This is a genomic window from Streptomyces sp. NPDC052036 (genome assembly GCF_040680495.1).
Taxonomy (GTDB): Bacteria; Actinomycetota; Actinomycetes; order Streptomycetales; family Streptomycetaceae; genus Streptomyces.
In genome coordinates this window covers 185,031-198,709 of the sequence record NZ_JBFAWW010000002.1, presented here as the reverse complement: position 1 = coordinate 198,709, position 13,679 = coordinate 185,031, and the positions used below count along the sequence as shown (strand labels likewise).

At 72.9% G+C, this 13,679-nt stretch carries 15 protein-coding genes; 8 read left to right on the top strand and 7 right to left on the bottom strand.

Going from position 1 to position 13,679, the window contains the following annotated elements:
- Positions 1 to 91: 91 nt before the first annotated feature.
- Positions 92 to 553, bottom strand: coding sequence for an Lrp/AsnC family transcriptional regulator (locus AB0L95_RS04935; RefSeq protein ID WP_365157017.1), 462 nt, complete (start codon positions 551 to 553; stop codon positions 92 to 94).
- 82 nt (positions 554 to 635) lie between these two features.
- On the opposite strand from AB0L95_RS04935, the gene AB0L95_RS04930 reads away from it, so the two are divergent.
- Entirely contained in the window at positions 636 to 1,262 is a 627-nt protein-coding gene (locus tag AB0L95_RS04930) for a LysE family translocator (protein WP_365157014.1), read from the top strand.
- Between the two features lie 28 nt (positions 1,263 to 1,290).
- On the opposite strand, the gene AB0L95_RS04925 is transcribed toward AB0L95_RS04930, so the two are convergent.
- Together AB0L95_RS04925 and AB0L95_RS04920 are read right to left on the bottom strand one after the other, a co-directional pair.
- Positions 1,291 to 1,764: a nitroreductase/quinone reductase family protein gene (locus tag AB0L95_RS04925; protein ID WP_365157011.1), complete on the bottom strand. Its 474-nt coding sequence runs from the start codon at positions 1,762 to 1,764 to the stop codon at positions 1,291 to 1,293.
- Positions 1,761 to 2,936, bottom strand: coding sequence for an acyl-CoA dehydrogenase family protein (locus AB0L95_RS04920; RefSeq protein ID WP_365157009.1), 1,176 nt, complete (start codon positions 2,934 to 2,936; stop codon positions 1,761 to 1,763). The genes AB0L95_RS04925 and AB0L95_RS04920 overlap by 4 nt, the downstream gene beginning before the upstream one ends.
- A gap of 98 nt (positions 2,937 to 3,034) precedes the next feature.
- On the opposite strand from AB0L95_RS04920, the gene AB0L95_RS04915 reads away from it, so the two are divergent.
- The 3 genes from AB0L95_RS04915 (at position 3,035) to AB0L95_RS04905 (ending at position 5,220) form a co-directional block, all read left to right on the top strand.
- Complete coding sequence (locus tag AB0L95_RS04915) at positions 3,035 to 4,210, top strand: acetyl-CoA acetyltransferase (RefSeq protein ID WP_365157006.1); 1,176 nt, start codon at positions 3,035 to 3,037, stop codon at positions 4,208 to 4,210.
- Between the two features lie 130 nt (positions 4,211 to 4,340).
- Positions 4,341 to 4,496, top strand: a complete 156-nt coding sequence (locus tag AB0L95_RS04910) for a hypothetical protein (RefSeq protein ID WP_365157004.1) — start codon at positions 4,341 to 4,343, stop codon at positions 4,494 to 4,496.
- A gap of 67 nt (positions 4,497 to 4,563) precedes the next feature.
- A complete protein-coding gene (locus AB0L95_RS04905; RefSeq protein WP_365157001.1) occupies positions 4,564 to 5,220 on the top strand; it encodes a pyridoxal 5'-phosphate synthase in 657 nt (218 codons plus the stop codon).
- A 58-nt stretch (positions 5,221 to 5,278) separates the two neighbouring features.
- Here AB0L95_RS04905 and AB0L95_RS04900 read toward each other — a convergent pair whose 3' ends face one another.
- From AB0L95_RS04900 to AB0L95_RS04890, 3 genes are read right to left on the bottom strand one after another with little or no spacing between them, the layout of a single operon-like run.
- Entirely contained in the window at positions 5,279 to 5,884 is a 606-nt protein-coding gene (locus AB0L95_RS04900) for a GNAT family N-acetyltransferase (protein WP_365156998.1), read from the bottom strand.
- A 30-nt stretch (positions 5,885 to 5,914) separates the two neighbouring features.
- Entirely contained in the window at positions 5,915 to 6,343 is a 429-nt protein-coding gene (locus AB0L95_RS04895) for an OB-fold domain-containing protein (RefSeq protein WP_365156995.1), read from the bottom strand.
- Positions 6,307 to 6,759 carry a DoxX family protein gene (locus AB0L95_RS04890; protein ID WP_365156992.1) on the bottom strand — a complete coding sequence of 151 codons (453 nt, stop codon included), beginning with the start codon at positions 6,757 to 6,759 and terminating at the stop codon, positions 6,307 to 6,309. Before AB0L95_RS04890 ends, AB0L95_RS04895 begins: the two co-directional genes overlap by 37 nt.
- Positions 6,760 to 6,999: 240 nt before the next feature.
- On the opposite strand from AB0L95_RS04890, the gene AB0L95_RS04885 reads away from it, so the two are divergent.
- The 4 genes from AB0L95_RS04885 to AB0L95_RS04870 all read left to right on the top strand — a co-directional run bounded on the left by AB0L95_RS04885 (position 7,000) and on the right by AB0L95_RS04870 (position 12,296).
- Positions 7,000 to 8,199 (top strand): NAD(P)/FAD-dependent oxidoreductase, encoded by a 1,200-nt coding sequence (locus AB0L95_RS04885; RefSeq protein WP_365156989.1) that lies wholly within the window; start codon positions 7,000 to 7,002, stop codon positions 8,197 to 8,199.
- Positions 8,200 to 8,441: 242 nt separating this feature from the next.
- Positions 8,442 to 10,667, top strand: coding sequence for an acetate--CoA ligase family protein (locus AB0L95_RS04880; RefSeq protein ID WP_365156987.1), 2,226 nt, complete (start codon positions 8,442 to 8,444; stop codon positions 10,665 to 10,667).
- 190 nt (positions 10,668 to 10,857) lie between these two features.
- Positions 10,858 to 11,637 carry an enoyl-CoA hydratase-related protein gene (locus tag AB0L95_RS04875; RefSeq protein WP_365156984.1) on the top strand — a complete coding sequence of 260 codons (780 nt, stop codon included), beginning with the start codon at positions 10,858 to 10,860 and terminating at the stop codon, positions 11,635 to 11,637.
- 53 nt (positions 11,638 to 11,690) lie between these two features.
- Positions 11,691 to 12,296 (top strand): flavin reductase family protein, encoded by a 606-nt coding sequence (locus AB0L95_RS04870; protein ID WP_365156981.1) that lies wholly within the window; start codon positions 11,691 to 11,693, stop codon positions 12,294 to 12,296.
- 29 nt (positions 12,297 to 12,325) lie between these two features.
- Here AB0L95_RS04870 and AB0L95_RS04865 read toward each other — a convergent pair whose 3' ends face one another.
- The gene (locus AB0L95_RS04865; protein ID WP_365156979.1) at positions 12,326 to 13,630 is read right to left on the bottom strand and encodes an MFS transporter; all 1,305 of its coding nucleotides are present in this window, start codon (positions 13,628 to 13,630) and stop codon (positions 12,326 to 12,328) included.
- Between the last annotated feature and the right edge of the window lie 49 nt (positions 13,631 to 13,679).

Below are 13,679 nucleotides of genomic sequence, written 5' to 3'. Positions count from 1 at the left end.
CTTTTCCCCTGACCAGGCCGGCTGTTCGCGGTTCCGGCACACGTTCTGTCATACGGGCGGTGGTCCACTGCGGTGGGCCACCGCCCGCTGCTCATGTGCGGGTCATGGGCAACGGACGGTCCTCGACCACATGCTTCATCACCAGGGTGGACGTCAGCCGCTGCACGCCCGGCAGGGTGGCCAGCCGCTCGTCGTACAGCCGCTGGAAGGCGGCGAGGTCCGCGGTCGCGATCCGCAGCAGATAGTCGGGGTCGCCGAAGAGCCGCCGGGCCTCCACGACGTGCTCCACCTCGCCCAGCGCCCGCTCGAACCCCGCGACGGTGTCCCGGTCCTCCTGACGCATCGAGACGAAGACCAGCGCCTCGAAGTTCAGCCCGACGGCGGCGGGGTCCACCACCGCCCGGTAGCCGCGGATGGCTCCGCTGCGCTCCAGTTCGCGCAGCCGCCGGTGGCACGGCGACACACTGAGCCGCACCCGCGCGGCCAGCTCGGTCACGGTCAGCCGCCCGTCCTGCTGGAGCTCGGCAAGGATTTTCTGGTCTACGGAGTCCATGAGGGAAATTCTCCCTCACCAGGCCCGGCGTTGGGGAAACTTAGGGAACACTTTCACCCTCTTCGCGCCTAATGTCACCACCATGAACACGGGAGCGATGATGTCCTTCCTCGCCGTGGACCTGCTGCTGGTGTGCGTGCCGGGTGCCGACTGGGCGTACGCGATCGCGGCGGGCCTGCGCGGACGGTCGGTGGTGCCGGCGGTGGGGGGCCTGGTGGGCGGGTACGCGGTGCACACGGCACTGGCGGCGGCGGGGCTCGCCGTCCTGGTGGCGGGGTCGCCGGGGCTGCTGACGGCGTTGACGGTGGCGGGCGCCGGGTATCTGGTGTGGCTCGGGTGGGGCGTGCTGCGCCGGCCGGGCACTCCGGGCGCTGCCGCCGGGGAGGACACCGACGCGAGTGCGGCCCGGGTCTTCCTGCGGGGCGCCGGCATCAGCGGCCTCAACCCCAAGGGCCTGCTGCTCTACCTCTCCGTGCTGCCGCAGTTCCTGGTCACGCGGGGGGCGCGGCTGCCCGTGGCGGTGCAGACGGGGGTGCTCGGTCTCGCTCACATGGCCTGCTGCGCGGCCGTCTACCTGACCGTCGGGGTCCTGGCCCGCAAGGTCCTGGCCGCCCGGCCCGCCGCGGCCCGCGCGGTCACCCGGACGAGTGGGGCGGCGATGCTGGGGATCGGCGCGTTCCTGCTGGTGGAGCGGCTGGCGACGCTCTGAGCCCCGCAGAGGGCCGCCCGCCGCGTGATCAGCGTCGTACGAGCCGGAAGAGCCGGATCTCGCGCTGCACCCGCGCCTGGTAGGTCGCGTACGGCGGCCAGAAGGCGAGCACCGCCCGCCAGGCCGCCGCCCGCTCCTCGCCCGCCAGCAGATGGGCCGTGACCGGGATCTCCTCCCCCTTCCAGCTGATCCCGGCGTCGCGGTGGACGAGGAGGTTGGCGGTCCAGGCGGGGTGGCCGGGCCGTCCGAAGTTGGAGCCGACGAGGAGCCAGCTGCCGCCCTCCTCCGGCATGCACGCGAGGGGGGTGCGGCGTTCGAGGCCGCTTCTCGCACCGGTGCAGACGAGGATCACGCCCGGCAGCATCCGCGCGCTGGGCAGGACCCTGCCCCGGGTCAGCCGGTGCACCGTACGGTCCAGCGCGGGCACGACATGCGGCGCGACCTTCGCGAAGGCCCGCGCGGAGGACACCTTCTGCACGATCCGCACACCCAGGGCCGTCACATCGCCACCTCCGTCGCCGTGAAGAGCCGTGCCGTGCCGGCGGCGTGCGCCCGCAGCCGGTGCACGGGGCCGAACAGCAGCTCGTCCCCGGCCGCCCGCTTGAAGTACAGATGCGCCTCGTGCTCCCAGGTGAAGCCCATGCCGCCGTGCAGCTGGATCCCCTGGCCCGCGGCGGAGCGCAGCGCCCGGAGGGCCTGGGCGAGCGCGAGCCCGCCGACCCGTTCCCCGTGCCGGGTGGCCCAGGCCGCGTAGTACGCCGCCGAACGCGCCGCCTGCACCCGGACGTACACATCGGCCAGCCGGTGCTGCACGGCCTGGAAGGAGCCGATCGCCCGGCCGAACTGCTCCCGCCGCTTGACGTACTCGACGGTCCTCTCCAACGCCCGGTCGGCGGCCCCGACGGCCTCGCAGGCCAGGACGGCGGCGGCGCGGTCCCCGACGGCGGCGAGCGCCTCGGTCACATCGGCGCCGTCCTCACCCAGCACCTCGCCATCCGCATCGCGCAGTTGCACGCGTGCGCACGGCCGTGTCGCGTCGAGGGCGGTCTGCCGCGTCCGCACCCCGCCCTCCCGCACCAGGAACAGCAGGGTCCGGGACCGGGCGAACCCGCCGGTGTGCGCGGCGACGACCAGGAGCCCGGCGCTGTGCCCGTCGAGCACCTGCCCGGCCTCCCCGTACAGCCGCCAGACACCGTCCGCCCGCCGGGCCTGGACGCCGCCGGCCCGTCCGCCGCCCGCCCAGTCGCCCCGGTTGTCACCGACGAGACCGAGGGCGGTGGCGAGGGCCGTCCCGGGCACGGCGAGGGCGGCGGTCAGCTCCCCGGAGGCGATACGGGGCAGCAGCTCGGCGCGCTGGACCTCGGTACCGAGGGCGTGCAGCAGGGGCGCGGCGAGGGCGGCCGTGGACAGCAGCGGGGAGGGGGCGAGGCAGCGTCCTGTCTCCTCGCAGGCGAGGGCGAGTTCGGTGGTGGTGCAGCCGGCCCCGCCGTAGGCCTCGGGGAGCGCGAGCCCGCTCAGGCCGAGCTGCCCGGCGAGGGTGCCCCACAGGGCGGGGTCGTACCCGGCGTCGGTGTCGGCGGCGGCCCGGACGTCCTGCGGCCCGCAGCGACCCGCGAGCACCTTGCGCACCGTACGGCGGATCTCGTCCTGTTCGGCGGTGAAGCGGGTGTCCATGGGCGGGTCCCCTCTGCATCTGACGCTCCGTCATGTTAGGGCGCCCGCTCCCGTCTGCACAGGCCCGACGGCAAGCAATCTGATGTACCGTCAGATTCATGAGTGCTGCGACCGCTCGACGGAAGACCGCGATCGCCGGGGTGTCCCTGTCCGACTGCGGCCGGCTCGACGAGGCGACGCCGTACGCCCTGCACGCCCAGGCCGCCCGCCGCGCTCTGGCCGACTCCGGGCTGGACCGCTCGGTGATCGACGGCTTCGCCTCCGCGGGCCTCGGCACCCTGGCTCCGGCGGAGGTCGCCGAGTATCTGGGGCTGCGGCCCACCTGGGTCGACTCCACCTCCGTCGGCGGCGCCACCTGGGAGGTCATGGCGGCCCACGCGGCGGACGCGATCGCGGCCGGCCACGCCCGGGCAGTGCTGCTGGCCTACGGCTCGACGGCCCGCGCGGACGTGAGAGCCGGCCGCCGCACCGGCACCCTGTCCTTCGGCGCCCGCGGGCCCCTGCAGTTCGAGGCCCCCTACGGCCACACGCTCATCGCCAAGTACGCGATGGCCGCTCGCCGCCATATGCACCGGTACGGCACCACGCTCGACCAGCTCGCCGAGGTGGCGGTGCAGGCACGGGCGAACGCGGCCGCGAACCCGGAGGCGATGTTCCGCACGCCGGTCACCGTCGACGAGGTCCTGTCCGGCCCGGTGATCGCGGACCCCTTCACCAAGCTGCACTGCTGCATACGCTCCGACGGCGGGGCGGCGGTGCTGCTGGTGGCCGGGGAGCTGGTACCGGACTGTCGTACGGCACCGGTGTGGGTGCTCGGGACCGGCGAGCACGTCTCCCACACGACGATGTCCGAATGGCCCGACTTCACCGTGTCCCCGGCGGCGGTCAGCGGTCCTCTCGCCTTTGAGCGGGCGGGCGTACGCCCGGCGGAGATCGACTTCGCGGAGATCTACGACGCCTTCACCTATATGACCCTGGTGACGCTGGAGGACCTCGGGTTCTGCGGGAAGGGCGAGGGCGGGGCGTTCGTGACGCAGGGGCGGCTCCTGGTGCGCGGCGGACAGCTGCCGGTGAACACGGACGGGGGCGGCCTCTCGGCCCAGCACCCCGGTATGCGGGGGCTGTTCCTGCTGGTGGAGGCGGTACGGCAGTTGCGGGGCGAGGCCGGGGAGCGCCAAGTGCGGGTTCGCGACGGCGAGTTGCCGCGACTGGCCGTGGCGTCCGGTACGGGGGGCTGGTTCTGCTCGTCGGGGACGTTGGTGCTGGGGCGGTGAGCCGAAGGGCCCGGGCACGCCACGACGCCCGTACGTTCGTCTACGAGTTCCCTTCGTCTTCGACAACCTGGCCCACCCGGGCTTCGCGCCCCTGCTCGGCTACACCCGGCCGCAGCACATCGCCGACGGCATGCACGCCGCGTGGGTCTCCTTCGCCGCCACGGGCGATCCGGGCTGGCCCGCCTGCCGCGAACCGGACCCCACGGTCCGCCACTTCGGCACGTCACCGGGGCTCGTGCACGACCCCCGCCGCGACCTGCGGACCCCGTGGGAGGGCCTGCGCTGAGACCCCTGCCCGCGGCCCGGACCGGGGCCTGCCCCGCGCCGTCGGACCCGGCGGCGATACTCGGAGCATGGGAACGGATCTTCACGAGCTGCTCAGGTCCCTGAGGGTCTGGGACGTCGAGCTGCCCTCCTTCGACCCGGCGACGGCGCCCGAGGACCCGCTGACGCTGTTCACGCGGTGGTTCGCGGAGGCGGTGGCGGCGGGGCAGACCGAGCCGCACACGATGTCCCTGGCGACGGCGGACGCCGACGGCACGCCCGATGTGCGCATCGTGATGCTGCACGGAGCGGACGCGCAGGGATGGGCGTTCGCCACGCACGCGGACAGCCGCAAGGGCCGCCAGCTGGCGGTGCGGCCGTATGCCGCGCTGAACTTCTACTGGCCCGTCCAGGGCCGCCAGGTCCGGGTGCGCGGGCCGGTCACGGTCGCGCCCTCGGCGGAGGGCCAGGCGGATCTGCACGCCCGATCGACCGGCGCGCTGGCCGCGGCGCTCACGGGCCGCCAGAGCCACGTGCTCGCATCGGCGGAGCAGTTGGCGCGGGCCTCGCAGGAGGCGTGGGAGCGGGCGCGGCGCGAGCCGGACGCCCCGGTCCCGTCCTGGACGCTCTACCGCCTCAGACCACAGGAGGTCGAGTTCTTCCAGGGAGACGCGGGACGGCGGCATGTACGGCTGGTCTACCGCCGGGAGGGGGAGGCATGGACCCGGCACCTGCTGTGGCCCTGAGGGCGCCCGCAGTGCTGTGACCGGGAAGGCTTGCCGGTGAACCTTCCTGGTCACAGCACTAGGAGAGATCCGGTTCCGGGTCGCTCGCGATGCGGCCGTGGAGATGCGCGTCGCGGAAAGCGTCCTGCCGGCCGCTCTCGAACATGGCGCCGCGCAACGTCCCCTCGTAGCGGAAGCCGCATCGTTCCGCGATCCGGCAGGACGCCTCGTGGCCCAGGGCGTGGCCCAGTTCCAGGCGGTGGAGGCCCAGGTCGGTCAGGGCCCAGTGGGCGGCGACGGCCAGGGCCCGGGTGGCGACGCCCCGGCCGCGGGCCTCGGGCAGCACCCAGTAGCCGACGCGGGCGACGCTCAGCACATGGTCGATCTCGTTGACGCCGATGTGTCCCAGTGTCGTACCGCTCGCCGCGTCCGTGATCCGGAACGAGGCGTTCGTCCCCTTCGCCGCGCCCACCGCCTTCGACCGCAGTGACTGGCGCGCCTCGGCCCGGTCGTGCACGATCTTCAACGGGGTGTTCCACCGTCCGAAGTCCGGGTCGGTCAGCCCGCGGAACCATGCGTCCAACTGCTCCTCGGACTCCGGATCCCAGACGGTCAGCCGCAGGCCGTGGTCCTGCAGTTCGGGGAAGGGGGACGGGCCGGGGGACTTCCGATGTATGTCGGTCATCGGACCATTGAACCAATCCGCGGGCCGGGCTCAGCGGCCCGGCGGCCGGAACACCGGAACCCCCTCCCGGAACGCCGCCTCCAGCGCCATCCCCACCCGCAGCCGGGCCTCGGCACACTCCACCACCTCGGTCATCATCCGAGGCCCCTCCGCCAGGTCGACCACGGCGGCGACATACGGGGTGCGCTCCGCGAAGGGTGGCAGGTCGTTGCGGTGGACGACGGACCAGGTGTGCAGGGTGGCGTGCCCGCTCGCCTGCTCCCAGGTCACGTCCTCGCTCCAGCAGTACGGGCAGAACTCCCGCGGGTAGTGGTGCGCGCGGGCGCACGCCGCGCAGCGGCGGATCAACAGCCGTCCCCCGGCCGCCGCGTCCCAGTAGCGGCGGGTGAAGGCGTCGACGTCGGGGAGGTCGAAGCGCCCGGTCACCGGAACAGCCCCAGCGCGCTGTCCACGGACCATGTCTGCCACGCCATCCCGAACAGCCCGACCAGCGAGATGAGCGCCATCATCGAGTTCTGCCCCTGCTCGGCCCAGTCATGGATCATGAGGGCGAAGTAGAGGACGTTGAGGAGCAGGCCGCCGACGAGGGCGACCGGGGTCAGAAAGCCCGCGATCAGGCCGAGCCCGAGGGCCAGTTCCGCGTAGACGACCACATACGCCATCGTCCGCGGCCGGGGCGCGACCATCGCGTCGAAGCCTCTGCGCACCGCGGCCCACCGATGCCCGGACGCGATGTCCGCGGCCCAGGCGATGCCGCTGCCCCGCTCGAACCACGCCTTCTTGTCCTTGTGCCGCCAGCTCTCCAGCCACCACAGCCCGAGCCCGATGCGGAGCACCGCGAACCACTCCGCGCCGGTGAGCCAGATCGTGTCCATGAAGTGCATCCACCCCCACCGGCCGGTTATCTGACGGTACGTCAGTTCAGCGCATGGACGACGACCCCGCAAGAGGCGGCCACCGGGAATCCCATTCGGTCACTCCGGCCGACGCGAACCGACACACCTCCGACCGTATGCCGCCAGTTCCCCGCACGACTTCTACAGGTGTGATCAAGTCGCAACCGATTCCGGGCTTGACCGAGACCCATCAACCACCAGCGGGGTTACGCTCCGCTCATGGCCGACTCGACTGCTGCTTCGCCGCACCCCGTGGTGCCCGTCCACGAGGACCGACCGGTCTACGTCATCGGCGGCGGGCCGGGTGGGCTGGCCGCGGCCTGCGCGCTGCGCGCCCGGGGGGTACGGGCCGTCGTGCTGGAGCGGTCCGACCGCGTCGGAGCGTCCTGGCGGCACCACTACGACCGGCTGCATCTGCACACCACCCGGCGCCTGTCGGCCCTGCCCGGGCTGCCGATACCGCGGTCCTTCGGGCGGTGGGTGTCACGTGACAACGTGGTGCGGTACCTGGAGAAGTACGCCGAGCACCACCAGCTGGAGATCGTCACCGGCGTCGAGGTCTCGCGCGTCGAGCCCGCGCCGGACGGCACCGGCTGGCTGCTGCACGCCACCGGCGGCCGTCGGCTGACCGGCGGCGCGGTCGTCGTCGCCACCGGCTGCAACCACACCCCGCACGTGCCCGACTGGCCCGGTCTCGACGCCTACACCGGCGAGTTCCTGCATGCCGGCGAGTACCGCAACGCGGCCCCCTACGCCGGGCGCGACGTCCTCGTCGTCGGCGTAGGCAACACCGGCGCCGAGATCGCCGTCGACCTGGTGGAGGGCGGGGCCTCACGGGTGCGGCTGTCGGTACGGACGCCGCCGCACATCGTGCGCCGCTCGACCGCCGGGTGGGCCGCCCAGTACACGGGCGTGCTCGTCCGCCGCCTTCCGGTACGGCTCGTCGACCGGCTGGCCGGGCCGACGGCGAAGCTGAGCGTGCCCGATCTGTCGGCGCAGGGGCTGGCCCGGCCCGAGACCGGGCTCTACAGCCGGGTCAACGAGGGTTCCATCCCGGTGCAGGACGTCGGGCTCATCGACGCCGTGCGCAAGGGGCGGGTCGAGATCGTGGCGGCCGTCGACGGCTTCGAGGCCGACAAGGTCGCCCTCGCCGACGGCAGCCGCGTCGAGCCGGAGGCGGTGATCGCCGCCACCGGATACGTCCGCGCGCTGGAGGGCCTCGTCGGCCATCTCGACGTCCTCGACGCCCACGGGAAGCCGGTCGTCCACGGCGCCCGCACCCCGCACTCCGCACCCGGCCTCTACTTCACCGGCTTCACCAACCCGATCAGCGGCATGCTCCGCGAACTGGCCCTGGACGCCCGGAAGATAGCGAAGGCGGCGGCACGGCGCCTGGAACGGACCCGAGCGGGTCACTGACCCGGCCGCCGCGCCCTCGGCAGGTCCAGCGGCCCGGCAGCCCGGTCCAGCGGCCCAGCAGCCCCCGACCCCGCAGCCCCGCAGCCCCGCAGCCCCGCAGCCCCGCAGCCCCGGCGGCGCGATTGCCCCTGGCCGACCGCGGGCATTCTTTGTCTGCACGGTCATTCCTGACATAGCGTCAGTTCCACTAACCTGACGGTACGTCAGTTATCGGCGCCGTCACACAGGAGCGGGGCGGATCGATGCTTGGATCAACCCATGGCAGCCTGACCACCGACTCCCGCCGGGCCCGGGTCGTCGCCTGCGAGGAGCGGACCTCGCCCGTGGTGCACGGCAGGCCCGCCGGCGCCGGGGAACTGGACGTCAGCGGCCGGCCGCTGTACGCCGCCGTCCCCGACCTGGACCGGTTCTTCCGGCCCGAGTCCGTCGCCGTCGTCGGGGCCAGTGACACCGAGGGGCGGCCCGGCACCGGGATCACCCGGCAGCTGCTCTGCTGGGCCGAACGCGTCGGCGCCCGGCTGTACCCCGTGCACCCCACCCGCCGATCCGTCTTCGGTCTTCCCTGCACCCCCCGCGTCACAGACCTGCCCGAACAGATCGATCTCGCCGTACTGCTCGTCTCCGATCCCCTTCCCGTCATCGAGGAACTCGGCGCGGCCAAGGCCAGGTTCGCCGTCGCCTTCGCCTCCGGTTTCGCCGAGACCGGTGAGCAGGGTGCCGCCGCGCAGGCCCGGCTGGCCGCGGCCGTGGAACGGTCCGGGATCCGGCTGCTCGGCCCCAACACCAATCTCAACGCCTTCGAGCGGTTCCGGGACGACCTCGGCGGGCCGGCCATCGCGCTCATCACCCAGTCCGGTCACCAGGGGCGGCCCGTCTTCGCGCTCCAGGAACTGGGCGTCCGGCTCTCCCACTGGGCCCCGACCGGCAACGAAGCCGACCTGGAGACCGCCGACTTCCTCTCCTACTTCGCCGAGCGGCCCGAGGTCGGCGCCATCGCCTGCTACATCGAGGGGCTGAAGGACGGCCGCTCCTTCCTCCTGGCCGCCGACCGGGCCGCCCGGCGCGGGGTGCCGGTCGTCGCGGTCAAGGTCGGACGCACCGCGACCGGTACCCGCACCGCCGCCTCACACACCGGCAAGCTGACCGGCGCGGACGACGTGGTCGACGCGGCGATGCGGCAGTACGGGATCATCCGCGTCGACGGCCTCGACGAACTCCAGGACACCGCCACCCTGCTGGCCCGGGCCCGCGCCCCGCGCGCGGACGGTGTCGTCGTCTATTCGATCTCGGGCGGCACGGGCGCGCACGTCGCGGACCTCGCGGCCGAGGCGGGGCTGCGGCTGCCGGTGCTGTCCGAGGCCAGGCAGGCCGAGCTGCACCAGTGGATACCCGAGTACCTGAGCGTGGCCAACCCGATCGACAACGGCGGTCACCCGGTGGGCGACTGGCGCGGGCGGAAGATCATCGACGCGATCCTGGACGACCCGGAGGTGGGCGTTCTCATCTGCCCCGTCACCGGGCCCTTCCCGCCGCTGAGCGATCGTCTCGTGCAGGATCTCGTGGACGCGGCGGAGCACACGGACAAGCTGGTGTGCGTGGTGTGGGGGTCGCCGGTCGGCACCGAGGCCGCCTACCGCGAGACGCTGCTGGGGTCCTCGCGTGTCGCCACCTTCCGCACCGTCGCGAACTGCCTCATGGCCGTCCGCGCCCATCTCGACCACCACCGCTTCGTCGACGGCTACCGCTCCCCCTTCGACGAGGCCCCCCGCACTCCCTCGCCGTCCTTCCGCAAGGCGCGGGCGCTGATACGGCCCGGGGAGCAGCTGAGCGAGCACGCGGCGAAGCAGCTGCTGCGGGCGTACGGCATCCGCGTACCGCGCGAGCAGTTGGTGACCAGCGCGGCGGCGGCCGTGCGGGCGGCGGGGCTCGTCGGCTACCCGGTGGTGATGAAGGCATCCGGCGCGCGGATCGCCCACAAGACCGAACTCGGGCTGGTGAAGGTCGGACTCACCTCCGCGAGCCAGGTCAGGGACGCCTACCGGGAGCTGGCGGACATCGCGCGCTACGAGGGGATCTCGCTCGACGGCGTGCTCGTGTGCCAGATGGTGGAGCGCGGCGTCGAGATGGTCGTCGGCGTCGGCCACGACCCTCTCTTCGGGCCCACGGTCACGGTCGGGCTCGGCGGTGTGCTCGTCGAGGTGCTGCGGGACGCGGCTGTGCGCGTGCCGCCGTTCGGCGAGGAGCAGGCGCGGGCCATGCTCGGCGAACTGCGCGGGCGGCCCCTGCTGGACGGGGTGCGCGGGCGTCCCCCGGCCGACCTGGACGCGCTCGTGGAGGTCGTGCTCCGTGTCCAGCGCATGGCTCTGGAGCTGGGGGACGGGATCGCGGAGCTGGAGATCAACCCGCTGATGGTGCTGCCCAGCGGGCAGGGGGCCGTGGCCCTGGACGCGCTGGTGGTGTGCCGCTGAGGCCCGTGACATCCGGACGAAGAAACGGAACATGAAGAAACGGAACATGATGACGCCCTCCCCCGAAGGACCCGCCGAGTCGGAACAACCCGTCGAGTCCGAACAACCTGTTGATCCCGAGGAATCCGTAGAGCCCGAAGAATCCTCAGAGTCCGAACAACCCGTTGAGCCCGAAGAATCCGTTGAGTCATTGGTACGGCACACCACTGACAATCACGTCCGCTGGCTCACCCTCAACCGCCCCGCATCCCTCAACGCCATCACCCCTGACCTGCGAGAACGTCTGATCCGCAGTTTTCTCGACGCCTCCGCCGACCCGGAGGTGCGGGCCGTGGTCCTCACCGGTGCGGGCCGCGGCTTCTGTGCCGGCGCGGACCTGCGCGGCGGCGCGGCGGCCGGTGAGCGGCTCCCCGGCGATGTCGCCCGGACCATCCGCGAGGGCGCCCAGCGCCTGATCGCCGCGGTCCTGGACTGCGAGAAGCCGGTGATCGCCGCCGTGAACGGCACCGCCGCGGGCCTGGGCGCCCATCTCGCTCTCGCCTGCGACCTGGTCCTCGCCACCGCGCCGGCCCGGTTCATCGAGATCTTCGTGCGCCGGGGGCTGGTGCCGGACGGCGGCGGCGCCTATCTGCTGCCCCGGCTGGTCGGCCCGCAGCGCGCCAAGGAACTGATGTTCTTCGGTGACGCGCTGACCGCCGCCGATGCGGAACAGCTGGGCCTGGTCAACCGGGTGGTACCGGCGGACGGTCTGGAGCAGGCCGCGCGCGCCTGGGCCGAGCGTCTGGCCGCCGGGCCGACCCGCGCCCTCGCGCTCACCAAGCAGCTGGTCAACGCGTCCCTGGACGGCGATCGCGCCACCGCGTTCACCGCCGAGGCGGCGGCCCAGGAGATCAACATGACCACCGTGGACGCGAACGAGGGTGTGGCGAGCTTCGTGGAGCGCCGGGAGCCCCGCTATCGGGGCCGTTGAGGTTCCCCGAGGGGTTCACTTCTGACATGTCGTCAGCTTCAATGGGCGCTGTGATGGGACACGCAGGGATGGCGGCCTCCGCCGTCCGTTACCTCAGGTCGGTCGGGGCGGCCACAGCCGCGGAGCCCGTCGAGGCGCTGCCACGGCCCGAGTTGCGGGCCGTCGGCGACGACGAACGGGCGCCGGTCGACCCGGGTGAGTTCCGGCGCGTCCTCGGGCACTTCGCGACCGGTGTCACCGTGATCACCGCGCCCGCCGGGGACGGCGAGAGCGGGCCGGCCGGGTTCGCCTGCCAGTCCTTCTCGTCTCTGTCCCTCGACCCTCCGCTGGTCGTCTTCCTGGTCGGCCGGACCTCGCGGACCTGGCCGCGGATCGCCCGCGCGGGCGTCTTCTGCGTCAATGTGCTGGGCGCCCACCAGGGCGAGTTGTGCCGGGGTTTCGCGGTGAGCGGCGGGGACAAGTTCGCCGGCGTGGACCACGGACCCGCGCCGTTCTCCGGCTCCCCGCGTCTCGCCGGAGCCCCGGCGTGGATCGACTGCGCGATCCACGCCGTGCATACGGGCGGGGACCATCTGATCGTGGTGGGCCGGGTGGCGGCCCTGGGGACCGGCGACGGCACGGATGCTCCGCTGCTGTTCCACAAGGGCCGCTTCCTGTAGGGAGTCGGCGGGTTCGGAAGGGCGAGCGGTCAGGCGAGCGCCGGCACGCCCGCCGGGCGGCGGCGGATCACCAGCGCCATCAGGGCCGCCGCCGCGCACAGCGCACCCGCCGCGTACCAGACGACGTCGTAGGAGCCGAACGTGTCCCGCGCGACACCGCCGAGGAACGCGACCAGGGCCGCGCCGACCTGGTGGGAGGCGAGGACCCAGCCGAAGACGATGGCGCTGTCCTCGCCGTACTGCTCCCGGCACAGCGCCAGGGTGGGCGGGACGGTGGCCACCCAGTCCAGGCCGTAGAAGACGATGAAGAAGATCATCGGAGGGTGGACGGCGGGGGCCAGCAGCATGGGCAGGAAGAGCAGCGAGAGTCCACGCAGGGCGTAGTAGACCGCGAGCAGCCGGCGCGGTTCGAAGCGGTCCGTGAACCAGCCCGAGGCGATCGTGCCCACGACGTCGAAGACGCCGATGACCGCGAGCAGCGAGGCAGCCGCCGTGATCGGCATGCCGTGGTCGTGGGCCGCCGGCACGAAGTGGGTCTGGACCAGGCCGTTGGTGGATGCGCCGCAGATCGCGAAGGTGCCGGCCAGCAGCCAGAACGTCCCCGTGCGCACCACCGAGGTCAGCACGGTGACGGTCCGGCGTGCGGCACCGCGCACGGGTTCCGGCCGGGGCACGAACTCAAGTGCGCCGTACGGCTTCTGGCCCACGTCCGCCGGATGGTCCCGCAGCAGCAGCCAGACGAAGGGGATGACCGCGAAGGCGGCGAGGGCCACCGTGCCCGCGGCCGGGCGCCAGCCGTGGTCCTGGACCATCCAGGACAGCAGGGGCAGGAAGACCAGCTGTCCGGAAGCGGACGCGGCGGTCAGGATGCCGCTCACCAGTCCGCGGCGCGCGGTGAACCAGCGGTTGGTGACCGTCGCCGCGAACGCGAGCGCCATCGCTCCCGTGCCCAGGCCGACGAGCAGGCCCCAGCAGAGCAGGAGCTGCCAGGCAGTGGTCATCCAGATGGTCGCGCCGGAGCCGAGCGCGATGACCGCGAGGGCCGCGGCGACGACCCGGCGGATGCCGAAGCGGTCCATCAGGGCGGCCGCGAACGGCGCGGTCACTCCGTACAGCGCCAGGTTGACGGACACCGCCGCGCCGATGGTGCCGCGTGACCAGCCGAACTCCTGGTGCAGTGGGTCGATCAGCAGACCGGGCAGCGAGCGGAAGGCGGCGGCGCCGGTGATGGTCACGAAGGTGACGGCGGCGACGAACCAGGCCCGATGGATACGGGACGGCGTCGTATCGGTTCGGGATTCCTCTACGGCTGCGGCTTCGGTTGTCTCGGTCACGACTAGAGGATCCTGGCCGCGCATCCGTCGAACGAGTGGCCCGAAGGAC

What these genes read in the sequence shown, in the direction of transcription:
- AB0L95_RS04935 (WP_365157017.1), bottom strand. Translation starts at nt 553, where the DNA reads ATGGACTCCGTAGACCAGAAAATCCTTGCCGAGCTCCAGCAGGACGGG.
- AB0L95_RS04930 (WP_365157014.1), top strand. Translation starts at nt 636, where the DNA reads ATGAACACGGGAGCGATGATGTCCTTCCTCGCCGTGGACCTGCTGCTG.
- AB0L95_RS04920 (WP_365157009.1), bottom strand. Translation starts at nt 2,936, where the DNA reads ATGGACACCCGCTTCACCGCCGAACAGGACGAGATCCGCCGTACGGTG.
- AB0L95_RS04915 (WP_365157006.1), top strand. Translation starts at nt 3,035, where the DNA reads ATGAGTGCTGCGACCGCTCGACGGAAGACCGCGATCGCCGGGGTGTCC.
- AB0L95_RS04910 (WP_365157004.1), top strand. Translation starts at nt 4,341, where the DNA reads ATGCACGCCGCGTGGGTCTCCTTCGCCGCCACGGGCGATCCGGGCTGG.
- AB0L95_RS04905 (WP_365157001.1), top strand. Translation starts at nt 4,564, where the DNA reads ATGGGAACGGATCTTCACGAGCTGCTCAGGTCCCTGAGGGTCTGGGAC.
- AB0L95_RS04900 (WP_365156998.1), bottom strand. Translation starts at nt 5,884, where the DNA reads ATGACCGACATACATCGGAAGTCCCCCGGCCCGTCCCCCTTCCCCGAA.
- AB0L95_RS04895 (WP_365156995.1), bottom strand. Translation starts at nt 6,343, where the DNA reads ATGGTCCGTGGACAGCGCGCTGGGGCTGTTCCGGTGACCGGGCGCTTC.
- AB0L95_RS04890 (WP_365156992.1), bottom strand. Translation starts at nt 6,759, where the DNA reads ATGGACACGATCTGGCTCACCGGCGCGGAGTGGTTCGCGGTGCTCCGC.
- AB0L95_RS04885 (WP_365156989.1), top strand. Translation starts at nt 7,000, where the DNA reads ATGGCCGACTCGACTGCTGCTTCGCCGCACCCCGTGGTGCCCGTCCAC.
- AB0L95_RS04880 (WP_365156987.1), top strand. Translation starts at nt 8,442, where the DNA reads ATGCTTGGATCAACCCATGGCAGCCTGACCACCGACTCCCGCCGGGCC.
- AB0L95_RS04870 (WP_365156981.1), top strand. Translation starts at nt 11,691, where the DNA reads ATGGGACACGCAGGGATGGCGGCCTCCGCCGTCCGTTACCTCAGGTCG.